The sequence below is a fragment of the Methylobacterium sp. J-070 genome (assembly GCF_022829385.1).
GTDB lineage: Bacteria > Pseudomonadota > Alphaproteobacteria > Rhizobiales > Beijerinckiaceae > Methylobacterium.
In genome coordinates, this window is the sequence record NZ_JAKSXX010000098.1 from 23,805 (window position 1) to 46,016 (window position 22,212).

Below are 22,212 nucleotides of genomic sequence, written 5' to 3' on the forward strand. Positions count from 1 at the left end.
GGTCGAAGCATCCGGTTACTGATGAAACCGATCGTCCGACTTTCCGCCGTCGATCGTGGTCTGCCTTCGAGTGTTGCGCGCCTGACGTCGACTTAAGGCGCGCTGTAGACCGGATCCCTGCGCCGTGACGACGTCTGCTTCTGGGATACGGTCGGGGACGGTTGTACGGCTGCAATGGGCGCAAAGCGGAACGGCCGCTTTCCGGTAAGACTTTCAGGACTGGATGTGGCACACGGCCGGTCAGCCCGTGCGGAGATTTCTGACCTGTTGGAGAAGAACGGAAGGTCCGCTTCCGGGTATCTTGACGATTGGCTCAAGTGGCTGACGATGGCGGAACGCGGAAGCCAAGAGGTGGCTGCCGTAGGCCGGGGCCATGTTCAACATGGGGCCTCATACCACTTGGGCGGCCTCCGGCGCCGCGCAGTATGGCTCGTCAAGTGCGAGGAGACTTTCCTGCCCCTGTCATGAGCAGATCTGGATGTTCCTCAGGCGCTATAGCTCAGTTTCCGACGTTAGCGGGATCCAGAATCGGCTGGGAGCGACCGGACCACCTTGTCCCGTCGACGAGAACCGGGCATGGTCCTTCAATCAACCCTAGGTCGGATGCCTTTTCGATCCGTGCCGCTGGATCCCGACGATCGCCTTGGACTAGCTCTTCTGGCTCACATCAACCTGACGTGATCGTCTCGTTCGAAACCCCCGCCCTGCGTTCGTTGTGCGCCAGCCTGGATGCTGCCGAGCGCGAGCTCGGGGCGGACGATGCTCGCTCGCTCCTCACGACCCTGTCAGACATCGAGGCTTTGGATACCGCGAATGAGTTCCTAGAACTAGCGGTAGACGATGCTAGAGTCTTGTCGGGCAACGCCATCGCGGTGACCGTGGGACGCGAACATCGTGCGATCCTCGTACCGGTCGGCGTGCGCTATCAACAACGCCCCGACGGGAGCCCCGATTGGTCAACCGTCAAATATCTCAAGCTGACGGCCTTGTCGCGCCCATGACGCAAGATCCCGCTTTCCATCGCGACTGGTTTTCGAAGCCCGCCGACTCGCTGCTAGCCATGATGCAGCGCAAGCGGCTGGCCCCGTTCGATGTCGCCCAAGGGCTGCCGGGCGGCCTCACCACGCTTCGCGGTCTGCTGACAGGTGATGTCGCGATCGACGAAGCGGTCGCCGGAGGGCTCGCGGCCGCTGTAGGTGGTACGACGACGTTCTGGTTGCGCCGACAAGGATTGTACGAGGCTTCCCTCGGGCGCGTGGTCGATGCGGTGTTGGCGTCCGATGGCGACGCGTGGCTTGCCAAGGTCCCGGTGCCGACGTCGGACGACGCAACTAACCGCGGGCCAACGACCGCCAACTGCCGCCGCGCCGCTATCAAGCGGCGCCTCGTGTTCTTCGACGTCAACGGGGCTGAGACGTGGTCCCGCCGCTACGGGAGCTTGCGCTGCGATACGCGGTTTCGGGAATCGGCGGCCTTTGAGGTGCATCCGGGCGCCACGGCGATGTGGCTGCGGCAGGGCGAGCTTGAGGCCGCACTAATCTCGACGGCCGCGTGGGATCCCGACGGCCTGAGTACAGCAATCGGCGAGATCGTTGAGCTCAGCCGGATCGGCCAGCCCGTGCGTTTTCTCCCGCGGCTGAGAGCGCTGCTGGCTCGGTTCGGCGTCGCGTTGGTGGTCGTGAGGGCCCCCGAGGGCTGCCGGGCGAGCGGAGCGGCGCGGATGCTGTCCCCGACCAAGGCGATGGTCCTGGCGAGCTTCAGGCATCGCTCGGACGACCATTTCTGGTTCACGCTGCTCCACGAGATCGGCCACCTACTCTTGCACGGCGGGCGCACGTTCATCGACGAGGAGGGCGTAAGTGACGACGAGCTCGAACGCGAGGCTAACGCCTTCGCGGCCGACACCATCATCCCGCCAGACCGGCAACCGGAACTCGCGAGCCTCCGGGCCGACTACGAGTCGGTCATCCGGTTTAGCCGCAGCCTGCGCGTCGCCCCTGGTCTGACGTTGGGCCAGATGCAGCACAGGGGTTTGATCCAGCGCAACTGGCTCAACAAGCTCCGAAGGACCTGGACCTGGGACGAGATCGATCCGGCCCTGGCCTAGCCCTTGAAGTGCACGAACCTGGTCGGACTCTTCTGCCAATTGCAGAGCGCGTCCTCCATCACCGCCATCCCGACGCCGAGGTCTCCGTCCAGCACGTCGAGACCCGCTTGCAGCCGCTCGATCGACGAAGAGCCGTCCCGCCGCCCGTCGAGAAGAAGGCGGGCGCCGTTCGCCGGACCGGTGGCCCCTTTCAGGTATGCTGAGCCCGCCGTGATCGGGGCGATGCCGTACCGCCCGACCAGAGAAAGATAATCGAACTTAGCGAGCCTGCCGAAGGTCGGGACGCGAAGATCTCCGTAAAGGACCTTGAAGATCGCGTGAGGATCGTTGCCCGTGCGCCTGACGACGTCGGCGAAGAAGCGGGCGTGGCCGCCCGGTCCGATCCAGCGAACATAGGCGGCGACGACGTCGGCCATCGGCCGGTTCGAGTCGGGTCTGAGGCTCTCGTACTTCCTGTGATTCCCGAATTTGCCGCCGACCGACATCCAATTTGCGGCGAGCCAGGCGGCGAACGCTCCGGGGTTCGCGCTTACCGTGACCCAATCCCAACGGCCCGTGCCGAGGCGGCCGTACACGTCTTGCAAGCGTCGCCAGCCGCTGTCGGCCGGTCGTGCGAAATGGGTCATGAGGAAGATGAGCCATCCCGCCTCGTCCACGTCGCCTTGACGGACGTGGTATGCGACCGCCCGTTCGGCGTCGAAGCTCGGGTCGTTCGGGTCGGCTCGCTCCGCTGAAACGGACTTCGCCTGCACCTGCCTGTAATAGCTCTCGCGCCGCAGGCTCGCCACGAACTGCCATGCCAGGACGTCGAGGGCGCGGGGATCCGCCAAGCCCGGGAGCGGGCCCGCATGCATTCGAAGGGCGTGGGTCAGACGCTCGTGTTCAGGGACCCAGCTCGGCCACATCAGAGCACGCTCCCCCTGATGAACCGCGCCTGGCGCGGCGCGGGCTGACGCCTCGGCTTGTCGCGACGGCTGTCGACGAAAATCCGAAAGCCCGGCGCGATGTCCGCCCTGAGCGCATCGAGCTTGGCCTCGTCTCCCGACGCCCAGAAGGCCTGCAGGAGACGAAGGAAATCGGCCCAGTAGGGAGAAGGTGCCATCTCGGCCGCCGAGAAGGGCTCTCCAGCACGGATCCTGCCCTCCGCCTCGACCAGGGTCTCGGCGAGCCCGAACGGATCGCCGGGGGGCATCGGCGGCATCTCGACCATCTTCTGGTGGCCTTCCGTAACGTAGCCGCGGACCTCGTCGAGGTCCGGTTCGTAGATGTGCATACTGCCCGCGTAGTGGAGGTACTCGCCCGGTTCCGCGCCCAGGCGCCTAGCCATCATCTCCTGAATCATCGTGAAGCAGAACACGTCGTGCGGGAGCCCCTTGTACGCGTCGTTGGACCGCATATTAGCGGACAGGTGCAGCAGTCCTTCGCGCAGGTGGAACTGTAGGCTGACAGTGCAAGGCACCTCGCGGTAGACGAAACCCTCGCCCCGGGCGGCGGCGTAGTCGAGGGCGATGTCCTCCGCATTGAAGAGCTGTATGACGGCGCGCTTCGACGTCGGCTTCCAGTCGAGGAGTTTCGTGACGTTGTCCAACTGATCGATGCCAGACCGCATGGAGAATATGCGAGGTCCATAGGCGCCCGGGATCTTACCGTCGACTGCCTCTTTCTCATACTCTCGAATGTATGGCCGGATAAACTCTAGGTCGCCCGAGCCGGAGAGATACCAAAGAAATTCGGCGAGCGCGCTGAAAGGCTTGCCCCGGTTCTCAGAGCGGCTGAGGCGCGCCCGAGGCCTTCGAAGCCGGATCGCGGCCCCCAGGACTTCGTATGTAGAGCCGCGGGACCCGGTGTTTGGACGGCCTGATCCCAACAAGGATTTATACAAATCGATCAGGATCTCATCCAAGCTATCGCCGCAGATTTCCATCGGACGTCACCGCACGCATCCGGATCGAACGCGCGGCCGCTCCGGGATTGATCAACGACAGGCAGGGCGCTCGATATCGGCTGGCTAGACGGTTCGTGCAAGCATGCGTTGAGCGAGCTGAAGCCGACGACGCCTGCTGGTAGAGATGGAAGCGGATGCTGACGGATCGTCGGGTCCGGCAAGTGGGGAAGGTCTCTCGTGAAGGCGCGATCACTGATGGGCGTAAGCGGAGCAGGCCTTCGGAGCGGCGGCTGGCGCCTGAGGGAGCGGCCGCGACGATGAAGAGCCTAACAATTCTTGGCTGACGCAGATTCACGCTTCCGTCCCGCTCGCAGATCTAGACCCCGCGCACGCAGCGCTGCCATGACGGGCGCCTCGGCAATGTCAGCTTCTGGGCAAGCACCTGATGTCCGCTGATGGCGCATTTCGGAACTGAATCGAGCCGCCTGCTTAGTCAGCGATTCAAGGTTTTGCGCGCGTTTCGTCCTTCCAAGCCCTTCAAGCGCCGCCGCAGCCCAACAATCTCCGCTCCCAACACGCCGGTGATCGCATAGCGCCGTTTTGCCTTCTGGGATCCGTCCGGCCGCCGCGTCGTCATGCTGACCTCGTGGATCAGCGCCCGCTGCTGTGCCTCAGCTTTCGCTCGACGAGCTTCCGCCATGGCATTCGCTGAGGATGAGCACACCCGCTTTGCTACCGCCCGCTGACGTGCCCAGGCGTGCAGCCCTTGCCCTGGAGTCGCCGCTAACGCCTGAACACGGCTCGGCAACACCTTAGCTGATTCGAGGTGCTGGATCGCCCGCACATCCCGGCTGATCAATTTGCGCGCCGCTAGCCGCTCGGCCGCGGTCTCGCCGCCGTAGGAAACGAACCGCTCGACGATGAGATGCAGGTCGTGAGTGGTGCGCGAGCGCTTGCGCCCGCTCAAGATCTCCAGCTCGGCCATGATCGCGGCACGCAGCAGGCTGGCGCTGATTCGGATGTAGGTCGCGTAGGCGAGCGCGATGGCCTCGAGGTGCTGTGCGTCTGACGCCTTGCGGATGTTCAAGCCCGCCCGCTGCATCCAATCCGCGCTGCCAAGGGGCTGCGACCCGGCACCTCTGACCTGATGCAGGAAGCGTTCCGCATCGGCGGCTACAGCTTCGCGGCTGCCACCCTCAGCGCTGGTTCGACCTTCTTCGGCGGGTTCACCTACAGGCTTTGTCGCCCTTGGCCCGTCGAGCGCCTTCGCTGATTCATGATGGCGCAAAGGTCGGGCTATCGGGGAGGGACGACTAGGTCGGTTAAACCGAAAGGCTGGGATTGTGTCGTTGAGCATGGCTGTCGATCCATACCGAGCTTGGCGCCACGCTTCGGGGTAAGCGGCACCGGTGAGTCGGTATGAATTGGCATCACGCTGAAAGGTGTAACCGGTTCACTAACCGGCTGTCGGCGGCCGATGCCGCACAGCGATCCCCGCTGTGGTAGCTATGTGGTTGCTAGATGCTTAAGGCCGCTTTGCTACCACGAGCTAAGTGCCTGTCAGGCTTGGTGGGCGCACTAGGGTTCGAACCTAGGACCCGCTGATTAAGAGTCAGCTGCTCTACCAACTGAGCTATGCGCCCGATCGCGTTCGCGATCGCCCGGCGGCCACCAAGTCCGTCCGGGGTGGCGGGCTGATACCAACGCGGCCGGGGGCTGTCCACCCCCGGCCGCCGCTTTTTATCATTCCGCGGCGGTATGCTGCGCATGCATCCGGACGGCGTGGGCGGAGAGCTTGTTCAAGGCCGAGAGATACGCCTTCGCGGAGGCCACCAGGGTGTCCGGATCGGCGCCGCGGGCGGTGACGCTGCGTTCGCCGTCGCGCAGGCGCACCGAGACCTCCGCCTGCGCATCGGTGCCGCCCGTGACGGCGTGGACCTGATACAGCTCCAGCTGGGCCTGATGCGGCACCAGTGCCGAGATCGCGTTGAACACCGCGTCCACGGGCCCGTTGCCGTCCGCCTCCTCGATCCGCGTGCCGGCCTCGTCGGCGATCCGCAGGGTCGCGCGCTGCGGCCCCCGGGTGCCGGCGATGACCGACAGGGACACCAGCCGGATCCGGTCGTGGGCCGTGGCGAGGTTCTCGTCGACCAGTGCCTCGATATCCTCGTCGTAGACATGCTTCTTGCGGTCGGCCAAGGCCTTGAACCGATCGAAGGCGTCCTGGAACTGGTTGTCGGACAGGTGCAGTCCGAGATCGTCCAGCTTCGAGCGGAACGCCGCCCGTCCCGAATGCTTGCCCATCACCAGAGAGGTCTTGACCAGGCCCACGGAGGCCGGGGTCATGATCTCGTAGGTCTCGGCGTTCTTCAGCATGCCGTCCTGGTGGATGCCGCTCTCGTGCGCGAAGGCGTTGCGGCCGACGATCGCCTTGTTGAACTGCACCGGGAAATTCGTGGCGTGGCTCACCAGCTTCGAGGCGCGGGTCAGCATGGTCGACTCCACGCCGGTCTCGTAGGGCAGCACGTCGGCGCGGGTGCGCAGCGCCATCACGATCTCCTCCAGCGCGGCGTTGCCGGCGCGCTCGCCGATGCCGTTGATGGTGCACTCGACCTGGCGGGCACCCCCCTCGATCCCCGCCAGCGAGTTGGCGATCGCGAGGCCGAGATCGTTGTGGCAATGGACCGAGAACACCGCCCGGTCGGCGTTCGGCACGCGCTCGCGCACGCTCGCGAACATCTCGCGGTATTCGGACGGCGTCGCGTAGCCCACCGTGTCGGGCAGGTTGATCGTGGTCGCGCCGGCCTTGATCGCGGCCTCGACGCAGCGGCAGAGATAGTCGATCGGCGTCCGCGTCGCGTCCATGGCCGACCACTCCACGTCCTCGACGAGGTCGCGGGCCTGCGCCACGGTCTTCAGGATGATCTCGACCACCTCGTCCTGGGTCTTGCGCATCTGGTGGGCGAGATGGATCGGCGAGGTCGACACGAAGGTGTGGATCCGCGCGCGCCGGGCGTGCCGCACGGCCTCGCCGGCCCGGGCGATGTCGGCCGGGATCGCCCGGGCGAGGCCCGCGATGGTGGCGCGCTTGGTCCGCCGGGCGATCTCCGAGACCGCCTCGAAATCGCCGATGGAGGCGATCGGGAAGCCGGCCTCGATGATGTCGACGCCCATCGTGTCGAGCAGCTCGGCCACCGCCAGCTTCTCGTCGAAGGTCATGGTGGCACCGGGACACTGCTCGCCGTCGCGCAGCGTGGTGTCGAAGATCACGATCCGGTCGCGGGCGGTGGTGCTGGTGGTCGTTGTCATGGCGTTACCCTATCGCGGGCCGCCCGGCTCGACGTGGCGCGGCGCGGCGTGGTGCCCTGGCGGGCGGTTTCGCGAGTGTCGAAAATCCCCTGAAGGCCCAGGCGCGCGCCCGGACGGCCCTCAGGGGCGGGTAAGCAGAAGCGGAAGAGCAAGCCCGACGCGGCGCGCGCACGACCGCGGCGCCGTCGTGGCGGCGCGGGCGGTCTCGGGCGCTGAGCCGGCTCTGGCCAAGGCTCGTCTCTCCTGTCGGCGACCCGCGCGGGACGTTCTCACCGCGCGGCGCAGGTCCGTAGGTATCCCCGGAGACGCAGGAACACAAGCGAGACCGGATCCGACGATCGGAAGGGTTCGGACGGCGCGGAGGTCGCTGCCGCGCGCGGCGGCGGCGCAGGGAGCGCCACCGCGAGATCGTCGCCAAGCAGCCTCCGGCCGGGGGGACTCGTCCTGCTATGCCAACCGCGGCGTCGGCACGAAATCTCCGGGGCGCGGATCCACCCTCGAAGGCGATCCAACCGCCAGCTTCAGTCCAGCATGTCCGGCAAGGATGGGACGCGCCGGCGTATCGCCCCAGAGACGGGTCGGCTTGCGTGTCGCGTGCGGGTGCCCTGCCGGATGCGGGTGGCAACGAAGGCGAAAGGACCCCTCGATCGTGTGCGAACTGCATCAGCGCGCCCTCTCGCGGCGCGGACTCCTGACGGCCGTCGCGGCCGGCACGCTGGTGGGCGGCTCCCTCGGACCGCGCGGCGCCGACGCGGCCGAGGCGGGGCGGTCGAACGCGATCACGCCCGAGGAGGCTCTGGCACGGCTGATGGACGGCAACACCCGCTACGCGGCCAATGCCCCGGCCAACAGGGACTTCTCCGCCGGCCGCGCCGCGCGCGCCTCAGCGCAATACCCGATCGCCTGCATCGTCGGCTGCGCCGATGCGCGGGTCGCGCCGGACTATGTCTTCGATCAGGGTCCCGGCGACCTGTTCGTCGTCCACGTCGCCGGCAACTTCGTCAACGCCGACGGCCTCGGCAGCCTCGAATACGGCGTGCAGGTGCTGGGAGCTCCGCTGATCCTCGTGCTGGGCCATTCCGATTGCGGGGCCGTCAGGGCGACGATCGACGTCATGAAGACCGATGCCGTCCTGCCGGGCCATCTCCCCATGCTGATCGACGCGATCCGCCCGGCGGTCGATCTGGCCGCGAAGGCGCAGGCGCAGGATCCCCTGGCCGAAGCCATCGCGCAGAACGTCCGGCACAACGTGCGGCGGCTGGAGCAGGCGGGCCCGATCCTGTCGGAGGCGATCGCCCGCAGGCAATTGCGGGTCGTGGGCGGCTTCTACGAGATCGCCACCGGAAGGGTCGCGCTGCTCTGAACGCGTCGGCGCGGTCCGCGCCTTGCCAACGGCGGTTCCGCCTCGATAAAGCCCGCCGGCACGTCGAGAGAGAATCCGCGAGACCGCCATGGCCAGCTACAAGCTCCTGCTCCTGCCCGGCGACGGGATCGGCCCGGAAGTCGCCGGCGGCATGCAGGTGGTGCTCGACGCCCTCCGGGAGACCGGCCTCGCGACCTTCGAGACCGAGACCGACCTCGTCGGCGGCTCTGCCCTCGACGCGCACGGTGTCCCGCTCGCCGATACCACGCTGGAGCGCGCCCGGGCGGCGGACGCGATCCTGCTCGGCGCGGTCGGCGGCCCGAAATGGGCCGGCGTTGCCTACGAGCAGCGCCCGGAGGCCGGGCTGCTGCGCCTGCGCAAGGACCTCGATCTCTTCGCCAACCTGCGGCCGGCGATCTGCTACCCGGCGCTGGCCGAAGCCTCAGCCCTGAAGCGCGAGCTGGTCGAGGGCCTCGACATCATGATCGTGCGCGAGCTTACCGGCGGCGTCTATTTCGGCGAGCCCAAGGAGATCACCGTCTTGGAGGACGGCTCGAAGCGGGCGGTCGACACCCAGGTCTACACGACCGCCGAGATCGAGCGGATCGCCCACGTGGCCTTCGACCTCGCCGGCAAGCGCTCCGGCCGGGTCGCGTCGGCCGAGAAGCACAACGTGATGAAGTCAGGCGTCCTGTGGAAGGAGGTCGTCACCAAGGTCCATGGCGAGCACTATGCCGAGCTGGAGCTGGAGCACGTCCTGGCCGACAATTGCGCTATGCAGCTCGTGCGCCGGCCGAAGCAGTTCGACGTGCTGGTGACCGACAACCTGTTCGGCGACGTGCTTTCCGACATCGCCGCTATGCTCACGGGCTCGCTCGGCATGCTGCCCTCGGCGTCCCTCGGCGCGGTCGATGCCGGCGGCCTGCGGCGGGCGCTCTACGAGCCCGTCCACGGCTCGGCCCCCGACATCGCCGGTCAGGACCGGGCCAACCCGATCGCCATGATCGGTTCCCTCGCCATGTGCCTGCGCTACTCCTTCGGCCTCGGCGAGGCCGCCGACGCCCTCGACGGCGCCATCACCGACGCGCTGGCGGGCGGCGCGCGCACCGCCGACATCGCCGGCGCGGATACGAACCCGATGGGCACCCGCGCCATGGCGGGCGCGGTGGCGGACGCGCTCCGCGCCCGCGTCGGATGAGAGCCGCGCTCACGAGCCGGTCTCCGCGACTCTCGGCTCCGCTACCGCGGGATGAGGGCGAGGCCGGCGGCGAGCCGCGTCCGCGTGTTTCGACGCATGGCGGACGGGCGCGACCTTCGCTATGACGCGCCGATCGAGGAACGGGAGCATCATGAAGGCCGGCGACGGGACGTCCGACCGCGCGAGCGCGGATTTCGGCTTCGAGCGCGTGGCGCTCGACGAGAAGCAGGGGCGCGTCGACAGCGTCTTCCACTCGGTGGCCCGCCGCTACGACATCATGAACGACCTGATGTCGGCGGGCCTGCACCGGGCCTGGAAGGCGCAGCTCGTCTCGATGCTGCGGCCATCGCAGACCCGCGCCTTCGCCCATCTCGACGTGGCCGGAGGGACCGGCGACGTGGCGTTCCGGGTCCTGGCCGCGGGCGGCCCCCGGACCCGCGTCACCGTGCTCGACATCAACGAATCGATGCTGCGCGTCGGCGCCGAGCGCGCCCGGGAGCGCAAGGTCGATGAGGCCGGCGACCGGATCGCCTTCGTCACCGGCAACGCCGAGAGCCTGCCCCTGCCGGACGCGGCCTTCGACGCCTACACCATCGCGTTCGGCATCCGGAACGTGCCGCGGATCGAGGTGGCGCTCGCCGAGGCGCGGCGCGTGCTGAAGCCCGGGGGGCGCTTCCTCTGCCTCGAATTCTCCGCCGTCGACATCCCGCTGCTCGACCGGATCTACGATGCCTACTCGTTCAACGTGATCCCACGGATCGGCGCCCGGGTGGCGGGCGATGCCGAATCGTACCGCTACCTGGTCGAGTCGATCCGGAAATTCCCGACCCGCGGCGCCTTCGCGGGGATGATCGAGCGCGCGGGCTTCCGGCACGTGACCGACCGGCCGCTGTCGGGCGGGATCGTGGCGATCCATTCCGGCTGGAAGGTCTCTTGACCTCCGGTCTGCGCGACGGGGTCATCCGCCGGTGATCAGCGCCGCGATCAACCTGTTCCGCGGTGCCCGCGTCGGCTTCGTGCTGGCCCGGGAGGGCGCCCTCGCCTTCGCCGATCCGTCGGAACTGCCGGCGCATCTGCGCCTCGCCCTGAAGATCGGGCGCTCCCTGGAGAAGCCGGGCCGCAGCGACGGCGCGGTCGGGCTGTCCGCGGCCCTGACGCGCCTCGGCCCCTCGTACGTGAAGTTCGGCCAGTTCCTGGCGACACGACCCGACATCGTCGGCATGCGGGCCGCCGCCGACCTGGAGCGGCTGCAGGACCGGGTCCCGCCGTTCCCGCAGGAGATCGCGCTGCGCGCGGTCGAGGCGGCGCTCGGAAAGCCGGTCCACGAACTGTTCCTGTCCTTCAGCGAGCCGATCGCGGCCGCGTCGATCGCGCAGGTGCACAAGGCGGTCGTGGAGGATGCCGACGGGACCCAGCGCGCGCTCGCCGTGAAGGTGATGCGGCCCGGCGTGCGCGAGCGCTTCATGCGCGACCTCGAAGTCATGCGCTTCATGGCCCGGGTGGTGCACGCGCTCTCGCCGCAGGCCGAACGCCTGCGCCCGCGCGAGGTCGTGGAGATCCTCGCCCGGTCGGTCCTGATGGAGATGGACTTCCGGCTGGAGGCGGCGGCCGCCTCGGAGATCGCCGAGAACACCCGGGACGATCCCGATTTCCGGGTCCCGAAGCCGGAATGGGAACTCACCGCCCGGGAGGTGCTGTCCGCCGAGTGGATCGACGGAGTGCGCCTGCACAGTGCCGCCGAACTCGTGGCCGCGGGACACGACCCGCAGGTCATCGGGCGGACGGTCATCCAGAGCTTTTTGCGGCAGGCGATCCGCGACGGGTTCTTTCACGCCGACATGCACCAGGGAAACCTTCTGGTCGATGCCGAGGGGCGTCTGGTCGCGGTGGATTTCGGCATCATGGGCCGTCTCGGGCCGAACGAGCGCCGGTTCCTCGCCGAGATCCTGCTCGGCTTCATCCTGCGCGACTATCGCCGGGTGGCGAAGGTCCACTTCGAGGCGGGCTACGTGCCGGCCCACCATTCCGTGGAGGATTTCGCCCAGGCGATCCGGGCGATCGGCGAGCCGATCCACCAGCGCCGGGCCGACGAGATCTCCATGGCCAAGGTGCTGACGCTCCTCTTCGACATCACGGCGCTGTTCGACATGAGCACTCGCACCGAGTTGGTGATGCTCCAGAAGACCATGGTGGTGGTCGAGGGCGTCGCCCGGTCGCTCGATCCGCGCCTCGACATGTGGACCACCGCCGAACCGGTGGTCCGGGCCTGGATCACCCGCCACCTGGGTCCGGTCGGCCGCGCCCAGAGCGGGCTGGAGGCCCTGCGGGTGATGTCCGATGTGGTCGGCGACGTCCCCGACCTCGCCCTTCGCGTCAAGCGCGTGCTGGTCCGCCTCGACGAGGCCGGCACGGGCGATGCGCACCGCCTGGAGCGCTTCGCCCGCGACGAGCGCCGAAGGGCCATCTGGTCGACCCTGGCCCTCTGGGCCATCGCCGTCGGGGCGTTGGCGATGGCGTTCCGGGGCTTCTGAAGTCCACGGGTTCGATCCGCGCTATCGTCCCGGGTCGAGCGCGGGGATCCGGAGCCTCGGCGCGGTCGTCGGTCTTGGCGCCGCACACGGCCGAATTGCCCCACGGGCGCAGGCGGCGGCCCGTTGTCCGGGCCTTTCAACCGGCTGTTCGATCAGGGGGTCTCGCTCCCGGCCGGCAGCAGCGCCCGCAGCTCTCGGACCAGATCCGCGAGCCCCGTCGATCCCTTGGCCAGCACGCGGTCGGCGTGGCCGGCGAGACGGCGGCGGTCTTCGGCGGCGATGTCCTTGGCGGTGAGCACCACCACGGGCACGTCGCTGCAATCCGCCCGGGCTCGGAGTGCCCGCAGGAAACCGAACCCGTCCATCTCGGGCATCATCAGGTCGAGCAGGATCAGGCTGGGCCGTTGCGCCTCCACGGTCTCCAGGGCCCGCACGCCGTTCTCGGCCTGGCGGACCTCGAAGCCCTCCCGGCCGAGATAGGCGCAGAGATGTCCGCGCACGTCCGCCTCGTCGTCGACGACGAGGATCGGGCCGCCGCCCGCCGCCGGCCGGAACCGGTCGACGATCTGCCGGAGACCGGCCCAGTCGATCGGTTTCTGAAGATAGTCGGTGGCGCCGAGCGAGAAGGCGAAATTCTGCTCGTCCAGGACCGTGACCATCACGATCGGCGTGCCACCGATCTCGGGATCGGCCCGGAGCGCCCGCAGGACCGCCCAGCCGTCCATCTGCGGCATGGTCACGTCGAGGAGCACCGCCCGGGGGCGCAGGCTCCGGGCCAGTTCGAGGCCGCGCCGGCCATCCTCCGCGACCGCGACGGCGAAGCCTTCCCGCTCCAGGAAGCGGGCGAGGAGGTCCCGGGTGGCCGAATCGTCGTCGATCACCAGGATCGGCCGCGCGGTGTCCGCTCTGGGCTGGGGTTCGGCGCTCGGCTCCGCGTCCGGTGCCGCGACGTGGGCCGGCAGGGTCAGCGTGAAGGTGGTGCCCTCCCCTTCCCGGCTCTCGACCGCGATGGCGCCGCCGAGCATCTCGGCGAAGGCGCGGGTGATCGAGAGGCCGAGGCCGGTGCCGCCGAAGCGCCGCGTCGTCGACGCATCGGCCTGGCTGAACCGCTCGAACAGCTTTCCGAGCTGTTCCGGGTTCATGCCGATCCCCGTATCGGACACGCGGAAGCGCAGATCGTCCCCCACCCGCTCGGCCCGAAGGCCGATCCGCCCGTCCGCGGTGAACTTCGCGGCGTTGCTCAGGAGGTTGATCAGGCACTGACGCAGCTTCGTGACGTCGGTGTGGGCCGTGCCGAGGCCTTCCGCCAGATCGAGCGCCAGGGTGTTGCCCGTCTTGGCCACCAGACCCTCCACCGTGGCGGCGACCTCGCGCACCACATCGGCGACGTCGAAATCCTCCGCGTAGATCTCGACCCGGTCGGCCTCGATCTTCGAGATGTCGAGCACGTCGTTGATCAGGCCGAGGAGGTGCCGGGCATTGGCCTCGATCTTCTTCATGTCCGCGATGAGGTCGGCCGCACCGATGTCCTCCAGCTCCTCCTGGACCATCTCGGAGTAGCCGATCACCGCCGAGAGCGGGGTGCGCAACTCGTGACTCATGTTGGCCAGGAACTGGCTCTTGGCCGCATTGGCGGCCTCGGCGGCGGCCCGCGCCGCCTCGATCGCCGCCTCGGCCTCCTTGCGCTCGGTGATGTCGGTGTGGGTGCCGACCCACTCGCGCAGGCTGCCGTCGGGTTCGAGGATCGGCACGGCCCGCACGCTCATGTGGCGGTAGGATCCGGAGGCGGCCCGGAGCCGGTGCTCGGTGGCGTAGGGCTGGAGCTGCGCCAGCGCGGTCGACCATGCGGTCCGGGTCCGCTCGCGATCCTCGGGATGGACGGCGTCCAGGAAGCCCATCCCGGCGTAGGAGGCCTCGTCCTGGCCGGTGAAGCGGCTCCAGGCAGTCTGTCGCCGTTGCAGGCTGCCCTCCGGGTTGGCGGTCCAGACGATCGCCGCGCTGGCCTCGATCAGCGAGCGGAAGCGCTCCTCGCTCCGGCGCAGGCGGGCCTCGGCCAGATGGCGGATGGTCTCGTCGACGACCACGAGGCCGACGCCCTCGACGCTGCGGTCCGGCGCAGAGTCGTCGTCGCCGCGGAGTGGATAGAAGCTCATCGCGAACTGCCGGACGCCCCCGGGCGCCGAGGCGGCCGGCACGGCCACCGGGACGTTGGGCGAGACCAGGCCCTCGTGGAGCGCCGCGGCGAGCTTGGGCGCGAGTTCCTCCTGGAGGGTCGGCAGCATCGCCCAGATCGGCGCGCCGCAGTCGGCTCCGAAGCCGCGCTCGCTCATGGTGGCCAGCGCCCGGTTCATGTGGCGGATCTTCAGGTCGCGGTCCAGGAAGCCGAGCCCCACCGGCGCGTTCGCCAGCACGCCGTCGAGGAGGCGCGACATGCGCAGCGATTCCTGCCGCCGCACCAGGGCGAGGCGCGCGAGCAGGACGATGGCGCCAAGCGCCGCCGCACCGGTGAGCAGGAACAGGATCAGTCCGCGGCGGAATTCGCGGGTCTGCAACGCCGCGAGGTCCTGCCCGGCGGCGGCCTGCCGTGACGCGGCCTCGGCGCGGATCGCGTCCATCAGGCGCTTGCCTTCGCCGGTCCGGACGAGGTCCGTCGCCGCGTCGAAACCCTGCCCGCGCCGCGCCGCGATCACCCGGGCGGCGAATTCGCGCTTCTGCGCGATCAGGCCGGCGAGGGACGGGCCGCCGCTGCGGACCGGCTCCTGCGCGGCCGATCCGAGGCTCGAGAGCTCCGTCTCGATCCGGCTCAGCGCGACCCCGTAGGGCGTCAGGTAATCCTCGGTGCCGACCAGCACGAAGCCCCGCTCGCCGGTCTCGAGATCCTTGACCTCGGAGATCAGGCGCTCGACGCCCGCCACGACGGCGTTCAGGCGAACGGTCGCCGCGCGGTCGCTTTCGCTGGCGATGTAGTTCGCGACGCCGGCGGCCAGGGCGACGACGAGAAGGATGAAGGCGGCGGGCGACCCGAGCAGCGGTCCGAGCGCGCCGGCCCCGCGCCAGTTCCGGCGGCGCAGACCGAAGATCGAATTGGCGGCCGGCGCGCCGCTCACGTCTCCACCAGCCCGGTGCTCGCCCCCGACGCCTCGGAATCCGGACGGCCATGCGGCAGGCCGAGATATTCGCGGGAGCGCATCTCGATCAGGCGCGAGACGGTCCGGTCGAACTCGAACGCCTCCCGGCCGGTCTCGGCGCCGTAGAGGTCCTGCGCCTCGGCCGCCGCGGAGGCCACGAGCTTCACGTGGCGGTCGTAGAGGGTGTCGATCAGCGTGATGAAGCGCTTGGCCTCGTTGCGCTCGGCCTCCTTCATCACCGGGATACCGTCGAGGATCACCGTGTGGAAGGCGCGCGCCAGGGCCATGTAGTCGGAAGCGCCCAGGGGCTGCCGGCACAGATCGTCGAAATGGAAGCGGGCGACGCCGCTCGCCTCCTCGGGGATCTCAACGTCCCGGCCGTGAACCTTGATGGTGGCGGCACGGCCCCGGGCCTTGCCGGTGAGATTCTTGAAGGCGGCGTCGAGGGCCGCCCGGGCGGCCTCGTCGGCGGGCACGTGGTACACCGCGGCACCGCCGAGCTTCTCCAGGCGGAAGTCGGTGCGTGAATCGAGGCGCACCACCTCCACTCGCTCCTTCAGCGTCGCGATGAAGGGCAGGAACAGCGCCCGGTTCAGGCCGCCCTCGTAAAGCCGGTCCGGCTCGACGTTGGAGGTCGCCACCACAGTGACGCCCCGCCGGAACAGGTGGCCGAACAGGCGGCCCAGGATCATCGCGTCGGCGATGTCGGTGACGGTGAATTCGTCGAAGCACAGGAGTGTCGCCTCGTCGGCGAGCTGGTCGGCCACGGGCCCGATCGGATCGTCGCCCTTCACCGTGCCGGCCTTCAGAGCCTGCCTGTAGGCGTGGATGCGCTCGTGGGCATCCGCCAGGAAGCCGTGGAAATGGACCCGGCGCTTCGGTTCGGGGGCGGCCTCGTGGAACAGGTCCATCAGCATGGTCTTGCCGCGTCCGACCGAGCCCCAGACGTACAGCCCCTTGGGCCGCTCGGCCTCGTCCCTGCGCCGGAACAGCCAGCCCAGTGCGCTGGTCTTGCTGGCGCGCCTCTGCCGCTGCAGATCCTGGATCAACCGGTCGAGGGCACGCACCAGCCGGGTCTGCGCCGGATCGCGCTCGATGGCCCCGGTCGCGACGAGCCCCTCGTAGCGCTCGTGAACCGGGCCGGGTGAGACCGCGCTGGCCCGCGCCTCCGGAGAGGGGGCCTGTTGCTTGCCGGATCTCTCGTTCACGCCGCCGGTCCCTCGCCCCTCGCCCCTCGCCGCATTGCCGGACCGGCCCCGGCCGCCCGCGACGGCGACCCGCGGCGACAATACGCACGACCCCGGCCTCTCCTGTGGCGTGCAAGATCAACCTGAATCAAGTGCGGGTCCCGACAGCGGAGCCGAAGCGTCCCATCGCGGGCGCGCATGGCAGCCCCGCTCGCGGACCCGCGGGCCGTCCGCTGCATTGCACAATCACGACCGAGCTGCGAAATCAGAGGCGTCTCTGGGGAGGAACGTCCGGATCACCCTGCGCGCATGCGCGCACAGACCGGAGACTCAGCATGGCCGTTCAGGCGCGAGACGTGCCGGCCCACAGGATCCGGCGCCTCTGGCCGGCCGACCGCAACGCGGTACTCGACTACTTCCTGCGGCTCGATCCGGAGACCCGGGCGAGCCGATTCATGGGTAACGTCAGCGAAGCCGGCGTGCGGGCCTATGCCGCGCAGGCGGTGACCGCCGAAGGCATCCTGTACGGCGCCTTCGTGGACGGTGCGCTGCGCGGGCTCGGCGAACTCCGACCCATGGGGGCGTCACGCTTCGGCTTCGGTCCGCGTGCCGAGGCGGCCTTCGCGGTGGAGCGTGCGTTCCGGCGCCGCGGCATCGGAGCCGATCTCTTCGCCCGGATCGCCCGTTCGGCGCGCCATCGCGGCGTGGAGGATCTGCACGTCCGCTGCCTGTCGGGGAATGGCCCGATGCTCCGGCTGGCGGCCAAGCACGGGGCGGCCCTCCAGCACGCGGGCAGCGAGATCGAGGGCGCTCTGCACCTCGCGCGGCCCACGCCCTTCTCGCTCTGGTACGAGGGTATCGCGGAGACGTTCGACTTCTCCCTGGCGGTGAGCTTCCCGGACCGGGACGGCACCCCCGCCTGAGCGGGGAGCGCCCCGCTCACCCGACCCCGTCGCCCACCAGCGCGAAGGTCAGGAGGTCCACGGAAGCGGCTCCGGCGCGCCTGAGCGCGCGGGCGGCGGCGTTTCCGGTGGCGCCCGTGGTGGTCACGTCGTCGATCAGCAGGATCCGCCGGCCGCGGATGCGGTGCGCCTCGGCCGGTGCCACACGGAACGCGCCGCTCACATTCTCGGCCCGCGCCGCGCGGCTCAGGCCTACTTGGGAGCGCGTCGCCCGGACGCGCACCAACGCGGTGGGCTCCACGGGACGCCCGCCTTCGTCCCCTATACGCCGGGCGAGGAGTGCGGCCTGATTGAAGCGGCGGCGCCAGAGGCGCCCGCGATGGAGCGGCACCGGCACCAGGCAATCGGCCTCGGCGACGAGCGTGCGTCCGCTGGTCGCCATCATCCGGGCCATCACGTTGGCGAGGTCGAGCCGATCGTCGTATTTCAGCCGGTGGACCAGCCGCCGGGCGGCGCCGTCATAGAGGGCAACCGCGCGGCCGCGCTCGAAGACCGGCGGGTCGGCGATCGCCCGCGGCGAGAGCAGCGGGCCGACCCCGAGATCCAGGGCGAACGGCGTGCCGTAGCGCTGACAGACGGGCTCCTCGATCAGGCGCAGGCCCGACCAGCAGACCGGGCACAGGGCGGCGGGGTCGGCCGTGGCGGCGCCGCACCCCGCGCAGGTCGGCGGGTAGATCAACGACAGAACCCCGCGCGGCAGGCCGCGCAGGGCGGAGGCGACGGTCTCGACCGCCGTCACGCCGGCCGGGCCGTGCGCCGTGGCTTAGCGGGACGAGACCGGGCGGCCCTGCTGGCCCATCTGCTGCTGGTCCACCTGCCGGTCGCGGGCATTCGCCCGGTGGCGTCCGATCGCGCAGCCCGCCGCGGCGCCCAGAAGGCCGTGATGGCCCGCGTAGTGGCCGGCCACGCCGCCGACGATGGCGCCCTTGATGCAGCCCTTGGCCTCGGCGCCGCCCGCGGCGGCGATGGCGGCGACGGCGACGGCGGCCCCGACGAACACGCGCTTCATGATAAATGCTCCCCGCTCAATCTCGGCCGTACGGCCGGCTGCAGCAGGAACTGCGGCGCTGCCGAGTCGTTCCGCCATCCTATCGCGGCTCACGGCTCCGTGCATACCGGTGGAGGGAACCGATCGGGTGCTGGCGGTGGACCGGCACGAGCGCCATCTGAGTGGCGATGGATGCCCCGGCCCCTCTGTTCGACACCGCCCTTGCGCGACGCCGCCTCGCCCGCGCCGGGCGCGCCGGCTACGCGGACTTCCTGATCGACAGGCTCGCCGAGGATCTGGACGAACGCCTCGGCGCGGTCCTGCGGGAATTCTCCACGGTGCTCGATGTCGCCACGCCGGCGCCGGCGGCCGCGCGGATCCTCGCGGCCCGGTATCCGGAGGCGCGGCTCCTCAGGCTGGCGCCGCTGCCCGAGTCCGGCGGCGGCGTCATCGTCGGCGATCCGGAATTGCTCCCGGTCGCCCCCGGGAGCCTCGACCTCGCCGTCTCGCTCCTGTCCTTCCACGCCGTCAACGATCTGCCGGGCACGCTGATCCAGCTGCGCCGCGCCCTGCGGCCGGACGGTCTGTTCGTGGGGTGCCTGCTCGGCGGCGCTACCCTCACGGAGCTGCGCCAGAGCTTCGGGCAGGCCGAGAGCGAGATCGAAGGTGGGATCAGCCCGAGGGTCGCCCCGTTCGCCGCCGTCCGCGAGGTCGGCGCCCTGCTGCAGCGGGCCGGGTTCGCGCTTCCGGTGGCCGACACCGACACGATCACGGTGCGCTACGCCGATCCGTTCGGCCTCATGCGCGATCTCCGGGCCATGGGCCTGACCAACGTCCTCACCGACCGCCGCCGGACCCCGCTCCGCCGGGCCACCCTCCTGCGGGCCGCCGAGATCTACGCCGAGCGCTTCTCGGATCCGGATGGCCGTGTCCGGGCGACCTTCGAGATTCTGTGGCTGTCCGGCTGGGTGCCGCACGAGAGCCAGCAGAAGCCGCTCCGGCCGGGGAGCGCGCGGTCGCGGCTCGCCGACGCGCTCGGAACGGTCGAGCTGACACCGACCAATGACGGAGGAACGCCGTGAAGCTGCCCGGACCGGATCACCCCATCACCATCGCTCCCGAAGCCCGGCGCGTCCGCGTCCGCGTCGGGGACGCGGTGGTCGCCGACACGCGCAACGCGCTGCGGCTGGAGGAGGCCCGGTATCCGGCCGTGTTCTACGTGCCGCGTGCCGACATCCGCGCCGAGAACTTCGTCGCGTCGGCCCAGACCAGCCACTGTCCCTATAAGGGCGACGCGCACTACTTCGACCTCGTGGTCGACGGAACGCGCCGGCCCGACGCGGTCTGGAGCTACGCGGACCCCTACCCCGCCGTCGCGGCCATCCGGGACCACGTGGCGTTCTATCCGGACCGGGTCGACGCGATCGAGGTCACCGACTGACACGGTGCCGCCGCCGTCGATCGGCGGCCCGCGGCCGCCGCTCAGTCCGGCACGAGAGTCCAGAAGGCGGACTTGCGACCATGCGTGCGCCGCAGCGTCGCGCGGTATGCATCCGCCGCGGGACTGATCGTCCCCGCCGTCAGCCGGCCGGCCAGGCCGTCGAGTTCCGCGAGGTAGCGCGCACCGTGGGCGTAGGCTGCGCTGCGACCGCCTTCGAGGATGTCGTCGAGCAGGCGGCGATAGAGGATCGTCGCGGCCGCCGGATGGTGCAGGGCGAGGAGGTCGGCCGCGGGAGCCAGCACGCTGTACTGATCGCCCTGCCAGACGAGGGGGTGGCCGGTCACGAGCCGCGCGGCGCGGTTCAGGTCGGGCCACGCCGTCAGGAACGCGAGCGCCCGATGAGGCTGCGGGAAGGCCTCGGCGTGATCCAAAGCGCGCAGCAACGCCTCCTCGTCGTCGAAATCCGGAAGCTTGGCGAGGTAGGCGCGGAGCATCGGCGCGTCGAGATCGCGCTCGAAACGAGCCCAGCGCAGCGCCTGCGCCTCGTCGGGGCGGCCGAGGGCATCGAGGATCGCGATCTCCAGCGCCTGCCGCTCGCGCTCGGGGCCGCGCGGATCGAAGCCGGCGATCAGATCGGCCCGGGTGACGATCCGCGACCCCGGCGCCGTCTCGCGCCGGATCCAGTCCAGCGCCGCGTCCGGCCGTCCGGCGCGGAGCAGCCGCTCGGCGACCGCCACCCGGTTCTCCCGGCCGGACACCAGGGCGCTCTCCAGGGCGATGAAGCCGTCCGTGTCGCCGCGCCGGTCGGCGATGGCCTGCCGCAGGCGCACGATCTGGATGCGCGCGGCCTCGCGATGATGGGTCGGCGCCCGGCGGGGATCGCCCCCCGACGGCAACGCCGCGTCCGCCTCGGCCAGCCGCGCGTCGATATCGGCGAGCGCGTCCTCGGCCAGCGTCGGGATCATGTCGGCGAGGACCGCGCGCAGGGGCCCCAGCGGATCGGCAACGAAGGCGCCGACCAGATGGCCCGCCACCCGCCCGGCATCCGGCGGCGGCAACGCGCCCGCGATCTCCACGAAGGCGTCGGCGGCACGTTCGAAGACGGCCTGCACCGTCCCGTTGCCGTCGTCGACGCGGTTCAGCACCGTGTCGGCGCCGGCCAGGAAGCGCCGGAGCCGCTCGAGCGCCGCCCCGGGATCGAGCGGGCGCAACTCGGTCAGGATCACCGTCACGATCGTGTCGAGGTCGGCGGTGAAGGCGCGGCGCCTCTGCCAGTCGATATAGCTTCGTGCCCCTTCGAGGGCCGTGAGTCGCCGGTCGATGATCGCCGCCACCGCCTCCGGCCCCTGGAGCGCCGTCAGCGCGGCGCTGACCAGTTTCTTGAAGGTCGGATTGCGTCCGGTCTCGTCCAGGATCAGTGCGATCAGCCGATCCGGCCCGAGCGCGGCGAGCGTCTCCGGCGACGGCGTCGTCCGCCGCGCGCCCTTCGGCAGGCCGGCCGGCTTCGGACGCGGTGCCGAGGTCACACGCCGCGCACGCGCCACGTCCGTCCCCGTCGATGCGGCCTATCGAGCACGGTCGCCGGTCCCGACGCGGCTACTCCACCACCTTGGCGCGCGGCCGGTCGCTCCCGCGGGCGGTCTCGTCGTGCCAGCCGCCGGCATGGTCCTGATAGCGGATACCCTCGGTCGAGCCCGGCACCTGCTGTTCGGCCGCCGCGGCCTGGGCCGCCTGCAACGCCTCCTCGCGGCTCGGGAAGGTCTCGGAGAAGACATCGCCCACCTTGTAGGCGAATCCGCCATCGTGCTCGACGATGCGATAGGTGACCTCGGACATCACGCCTCCTTTACGCGCTGGATATCGTTGACCGCGAACCTACCGGACGCCCGGCGGTTCCAGGCGACGCGGCCTCCGATCCGCCGAAAAGTGCCGCTACCGGCGCGTCATCTGCGCATCCGGAGCGACCACGATGCAGCTTCGACCGATCCTCGCCCTTGCCGTTCTGCTGATCGCGGCGCCGGCTCACGCCGAGGAGGGCTTCCTGGACAAGCTCTTCGGCGGCTCCGGGCGGGGCGCGCCGCCCAACCCCTTCGCGTCCAACTACCCGTCCGCC

Annotated in this window: 19 protein-coding genes and 1 tRNA gene; 9 read left to right on the top strand and 11 right to left on the bottom strand. The window is 69.9% G+C overall.

The window, feature by feature from the left end; genetic code table 11:
- The first annotated feature begins 677 nt into the window (after positions 1–677).
- Together MKL01_RS07015 and MKL01_RS07020 are read left to right on the top strand one after the other, a co-directional pair.
- Entirely contained in the window at positions 678–1,001 is a 324-nt protein-coding gene (locus MKL01_RS07015) for a hypothetical protein (protein WP_243904492.1), read from the top strand.
- Entirely contained in the window at positions 998–2,107 is a 1,110-nt protein-coding gene (locus MKL01_RS07020) for an ImmA/IrrE family metallo-endopeptidase (protein WP_243904493.1), read from the top strand. Before MKL01_RS07015 ends, MKL01_RS07020 begins: the two co-directional genes overlap by 4 nt.
- Here MKL01_RS07020 and MKL01_RS07025 read toward each other — a convergent pair.
- The 5 genes from MKL01_RS07025 to MKL01_RS07045 form a co-directional block, all read right to left on the bottom strand.
- Positions 2,104–2,937: a hypothetical protein gene (locus MKL01_RS07025; RefSeq protein ID WP_243904494.1), complete on the bottom strand. Its 834-nt coding sequence runs from the start codon at positions 2,935–2,937 to the stop codon at positions 2,104–2,106. The two genes, MKL01_RS07020 and MKL01_RS07025, sit on opposite strands and share 4 nt — an antisense overlap.
- Positions 2,938–3,011: 74 nt before the next feature.
- Positions 3,012–4,010, bottom strand: a complete 999-nt coding sequence (locus MKL01_RS07030) for a thymidylate synthase (protein WP_243904495.1) — start codon at positions 4,008–4,010, stop codon at positions 3,012–3,014.
- 475 nt (positions 4,011–4,485) lie between these two features.
- Positions 4,486–5,079, bottom strand: coding sequence for a hypothetical protein (locus MKL01_RS07035; RefSeq protein WP_243904496.1), 594 nt, complete (start codon positions 5,077–5,079; stop codon positions 4,486–4,488).
- 480 nt (positions 5,080–5,559) lie between these two features.
- Positions 5,560–5,635, bottom strand: a tRNA-Lys gene (locus MKL01_RS07040).
- A 100-nt stretch (positions 5,636–5,735) separates the two neighbouring features.
- Entirely contained in the window at positions 5,736–7,301 is a 1,566-nt protein-coding gene (locus tag MKL01_RS07045; RefSeq protein ID WP_243904497.1) for a 2-isopropylmalate synthase, read from the bottom strand.
- Positions 7,302–7,950: 649 nt separating this feature from the next.
- On the opposite strand from MKL01_RS07045, the gene MKL01_RS07050 reads away from it, so the two are divergent.
- The 4 genes from MKL01_RS07050 (at position 7,951) to ubiB (ending at position 12,393) form a co-directional block, all read left to right on the top strand.
- The gene (locus MKL01_RS07050; protein ID WP_243904498.1) at positions 7,951–8,664 is read left to right on the top strand and encodes a carbonic anhydrase; all 714 of its coding nucleotides are present in this window, start codon (positions 7,951–7,953) and stop codon (positions 8,662–8,664) included.
- An 88-nt stretch (positions 8,665–8,752) separates the two neighbouring features.
- On the top strand, positions 8,753–9,862 hold the full coding sequence (gene leuB / locus MKL01_RS07055; RefSeq protein WP_243904499.1) for a 3-isopropylmalate dehydrogenase: 1,110 nt from the start codon (positions 8,753–8,755) through the stop codon (positions 9,860–9,862).
- Between the two features lie 151 nt (positions 9,863–10,013).
- Positions 10,014–10,799 (top strand): bifunctional demethylmenaquinone methyltransferase/2-methoxy-6-polyprenyl-1,4-benzoquinol methylase UbiE, encoded by a 786-nt coding sequence (ubiE, locus tag MKL01_RS07060; RefSeq protein WP_243904500.1) that lies wholly within the window; start codon positions 10,014–10,016, stop codon positions 10,797–10,799.
- A gap of 31 nt (positions 10,800–10,830) precedes the next feature.
- On the top strand, positions 10,831–12,393 hold the full coding sequence (gene ubiB, locus MKL01_RS07065) for a 2-polyprenylphenol 6-hydroxylase (protein ID WP_243904501.1): 1,563 nt from the start codon (positions 10,831–10,833) through the stop codon (positions 12,391–12,393).
- A 152-nt stretch (positions 12,394–12,545) separates the two neighbouring features.
- Here ubiB and MKL01_RS07070 read toward each other — a convergent pair whose 3' ends face one another.
- Both MKL01_RS07070 and zapE read right to left on the bottom strand, forming a co-directional pair.
- On the bottom strand, positions 12,546–15,500 hold the full coding sequence (locus tag MKL01_RS07070; protein ID WP_243904502.1) for a response regulator: 2,955 nt from the start codon (positions 15,498–15,500) through the stop codon (positions 12,546–12,548).
- A complete protein-coding gene (gene zapE / locus MKL01_RS07075; RefSeq protein WP_243904503.1) occupies positions 15,497–16,729 on the bottom strand; it encodes a cell division protein ZapE in 1,233 nt (410 codons plus the stop codon). The genes MKL01_RS07070 and zapE overlap by 4 nt, the downstream gene beginning before the upstream one ends.
- Before the next feature lie 314 nt (positions 16,730–17,043).
- Here zapE and MKL01_RS07080 point away from each other — a divergent pair, with 314 nt between their 5' ends.
- Positions 17,044–17,631: a GNAT family N-acetyltransferase gene (locus MKL01_RS07080; protein ID WP_243904504.1), complete on the top strand. Its 588-nt coding sequence runs from the start codon at positions 17,044–17,046 to the stop codon at positions 17,629–17,631.
- 16 nt (positions 17,632–17,647) lie between these two features.
- On the opposite strand, the gene MKL01_RS07085 is transcribed toward MKL01_RS07080, so the two are convergent.
- Positions 17,648–18,409 (bottom strand): ComF family protein, encoded by a 762-nt coding sequence (locus MKL01_RS07085; protein WP_243904505.1) that lies wholly within the window; start codon positions 18,407–18,409, stop codon positions 17,648–17,650.
- Between the two features lie 24 nt (positions 18,410–18,433).
- Positions 18,434–18,679, bottom strand: coding sequence for a hypothetical protein (locus MKL01_RS07090; protein WP_243904506.1), 246 nt, complete (start codon positions 18,677–18,679; stop codon positions 18,434–18,436).
- Positions 18,680–18,846: 167 nt separating this feature from the next.
- Here MKL01_RS07090 and MKL01_RS07095 point away from each other — a divergent pair, with 167 nt between their 5' ends.
- On the top strand, positions 18,847–19,740 hold the full coding sequence (locus MKL01_RS07095; protein WP_243904514.1) for a methyltransferase domain-containing protein: 894 nt from the start codon (positions 18,847–18,849) through the stop codon (positions 19,738–19,740).
- Complete coding sequence (locus tag MKL01_RS07100; protein ID WP_243904507.1) at positions 19,737–20,099, top strand: DUF427 domain-containing protein; 363 nt, start codon at positions 19,737–19,739, stop codon at positions 20,097–20,099. The genes MKL01_RS07095 and MKL01_RS07100 overlap by 4 nt, the downstream gene beginning before the upstream one ends.
- Positions 20,100–20,140: 41 nt before the next feature.
- Here MKL01_RS07100 and MKL01_RS07105 read toward each other — a convergent pair whose 3' ends face one another.
- Together MKL01_RS07105 and MKL01_RS07110 are read right to left on the bottom strand one after the other, a co-directional pair.
- On the bottom strand, positions 20,141–21,643 hold the full coding sequence (locus tag MKL01_RS07105; protein ID WP_409566210.1) for a DUF6880 family protein: 1,503 nt from the start codon (positions 21,641–21,643) through the stop codon (positions 20,141–20,143).
- 52 nt (positions 21,644–21,695) lie between these two features.
- The gene (locus MKL01_RS07110) at positions 21,696–21,935 is read right to left on the bottom strand and encodes a hypothetical protein (RefSeq protein ID WP_243904509.1); all 240 of its coding nucleotides are present in this window, start codon (positions 21,933–21,935) and stop codon (positions 21,696–21,698) included.
- Between the last annotated feature and the right edge of the window lie 277 nt (positions 21,936–22,212).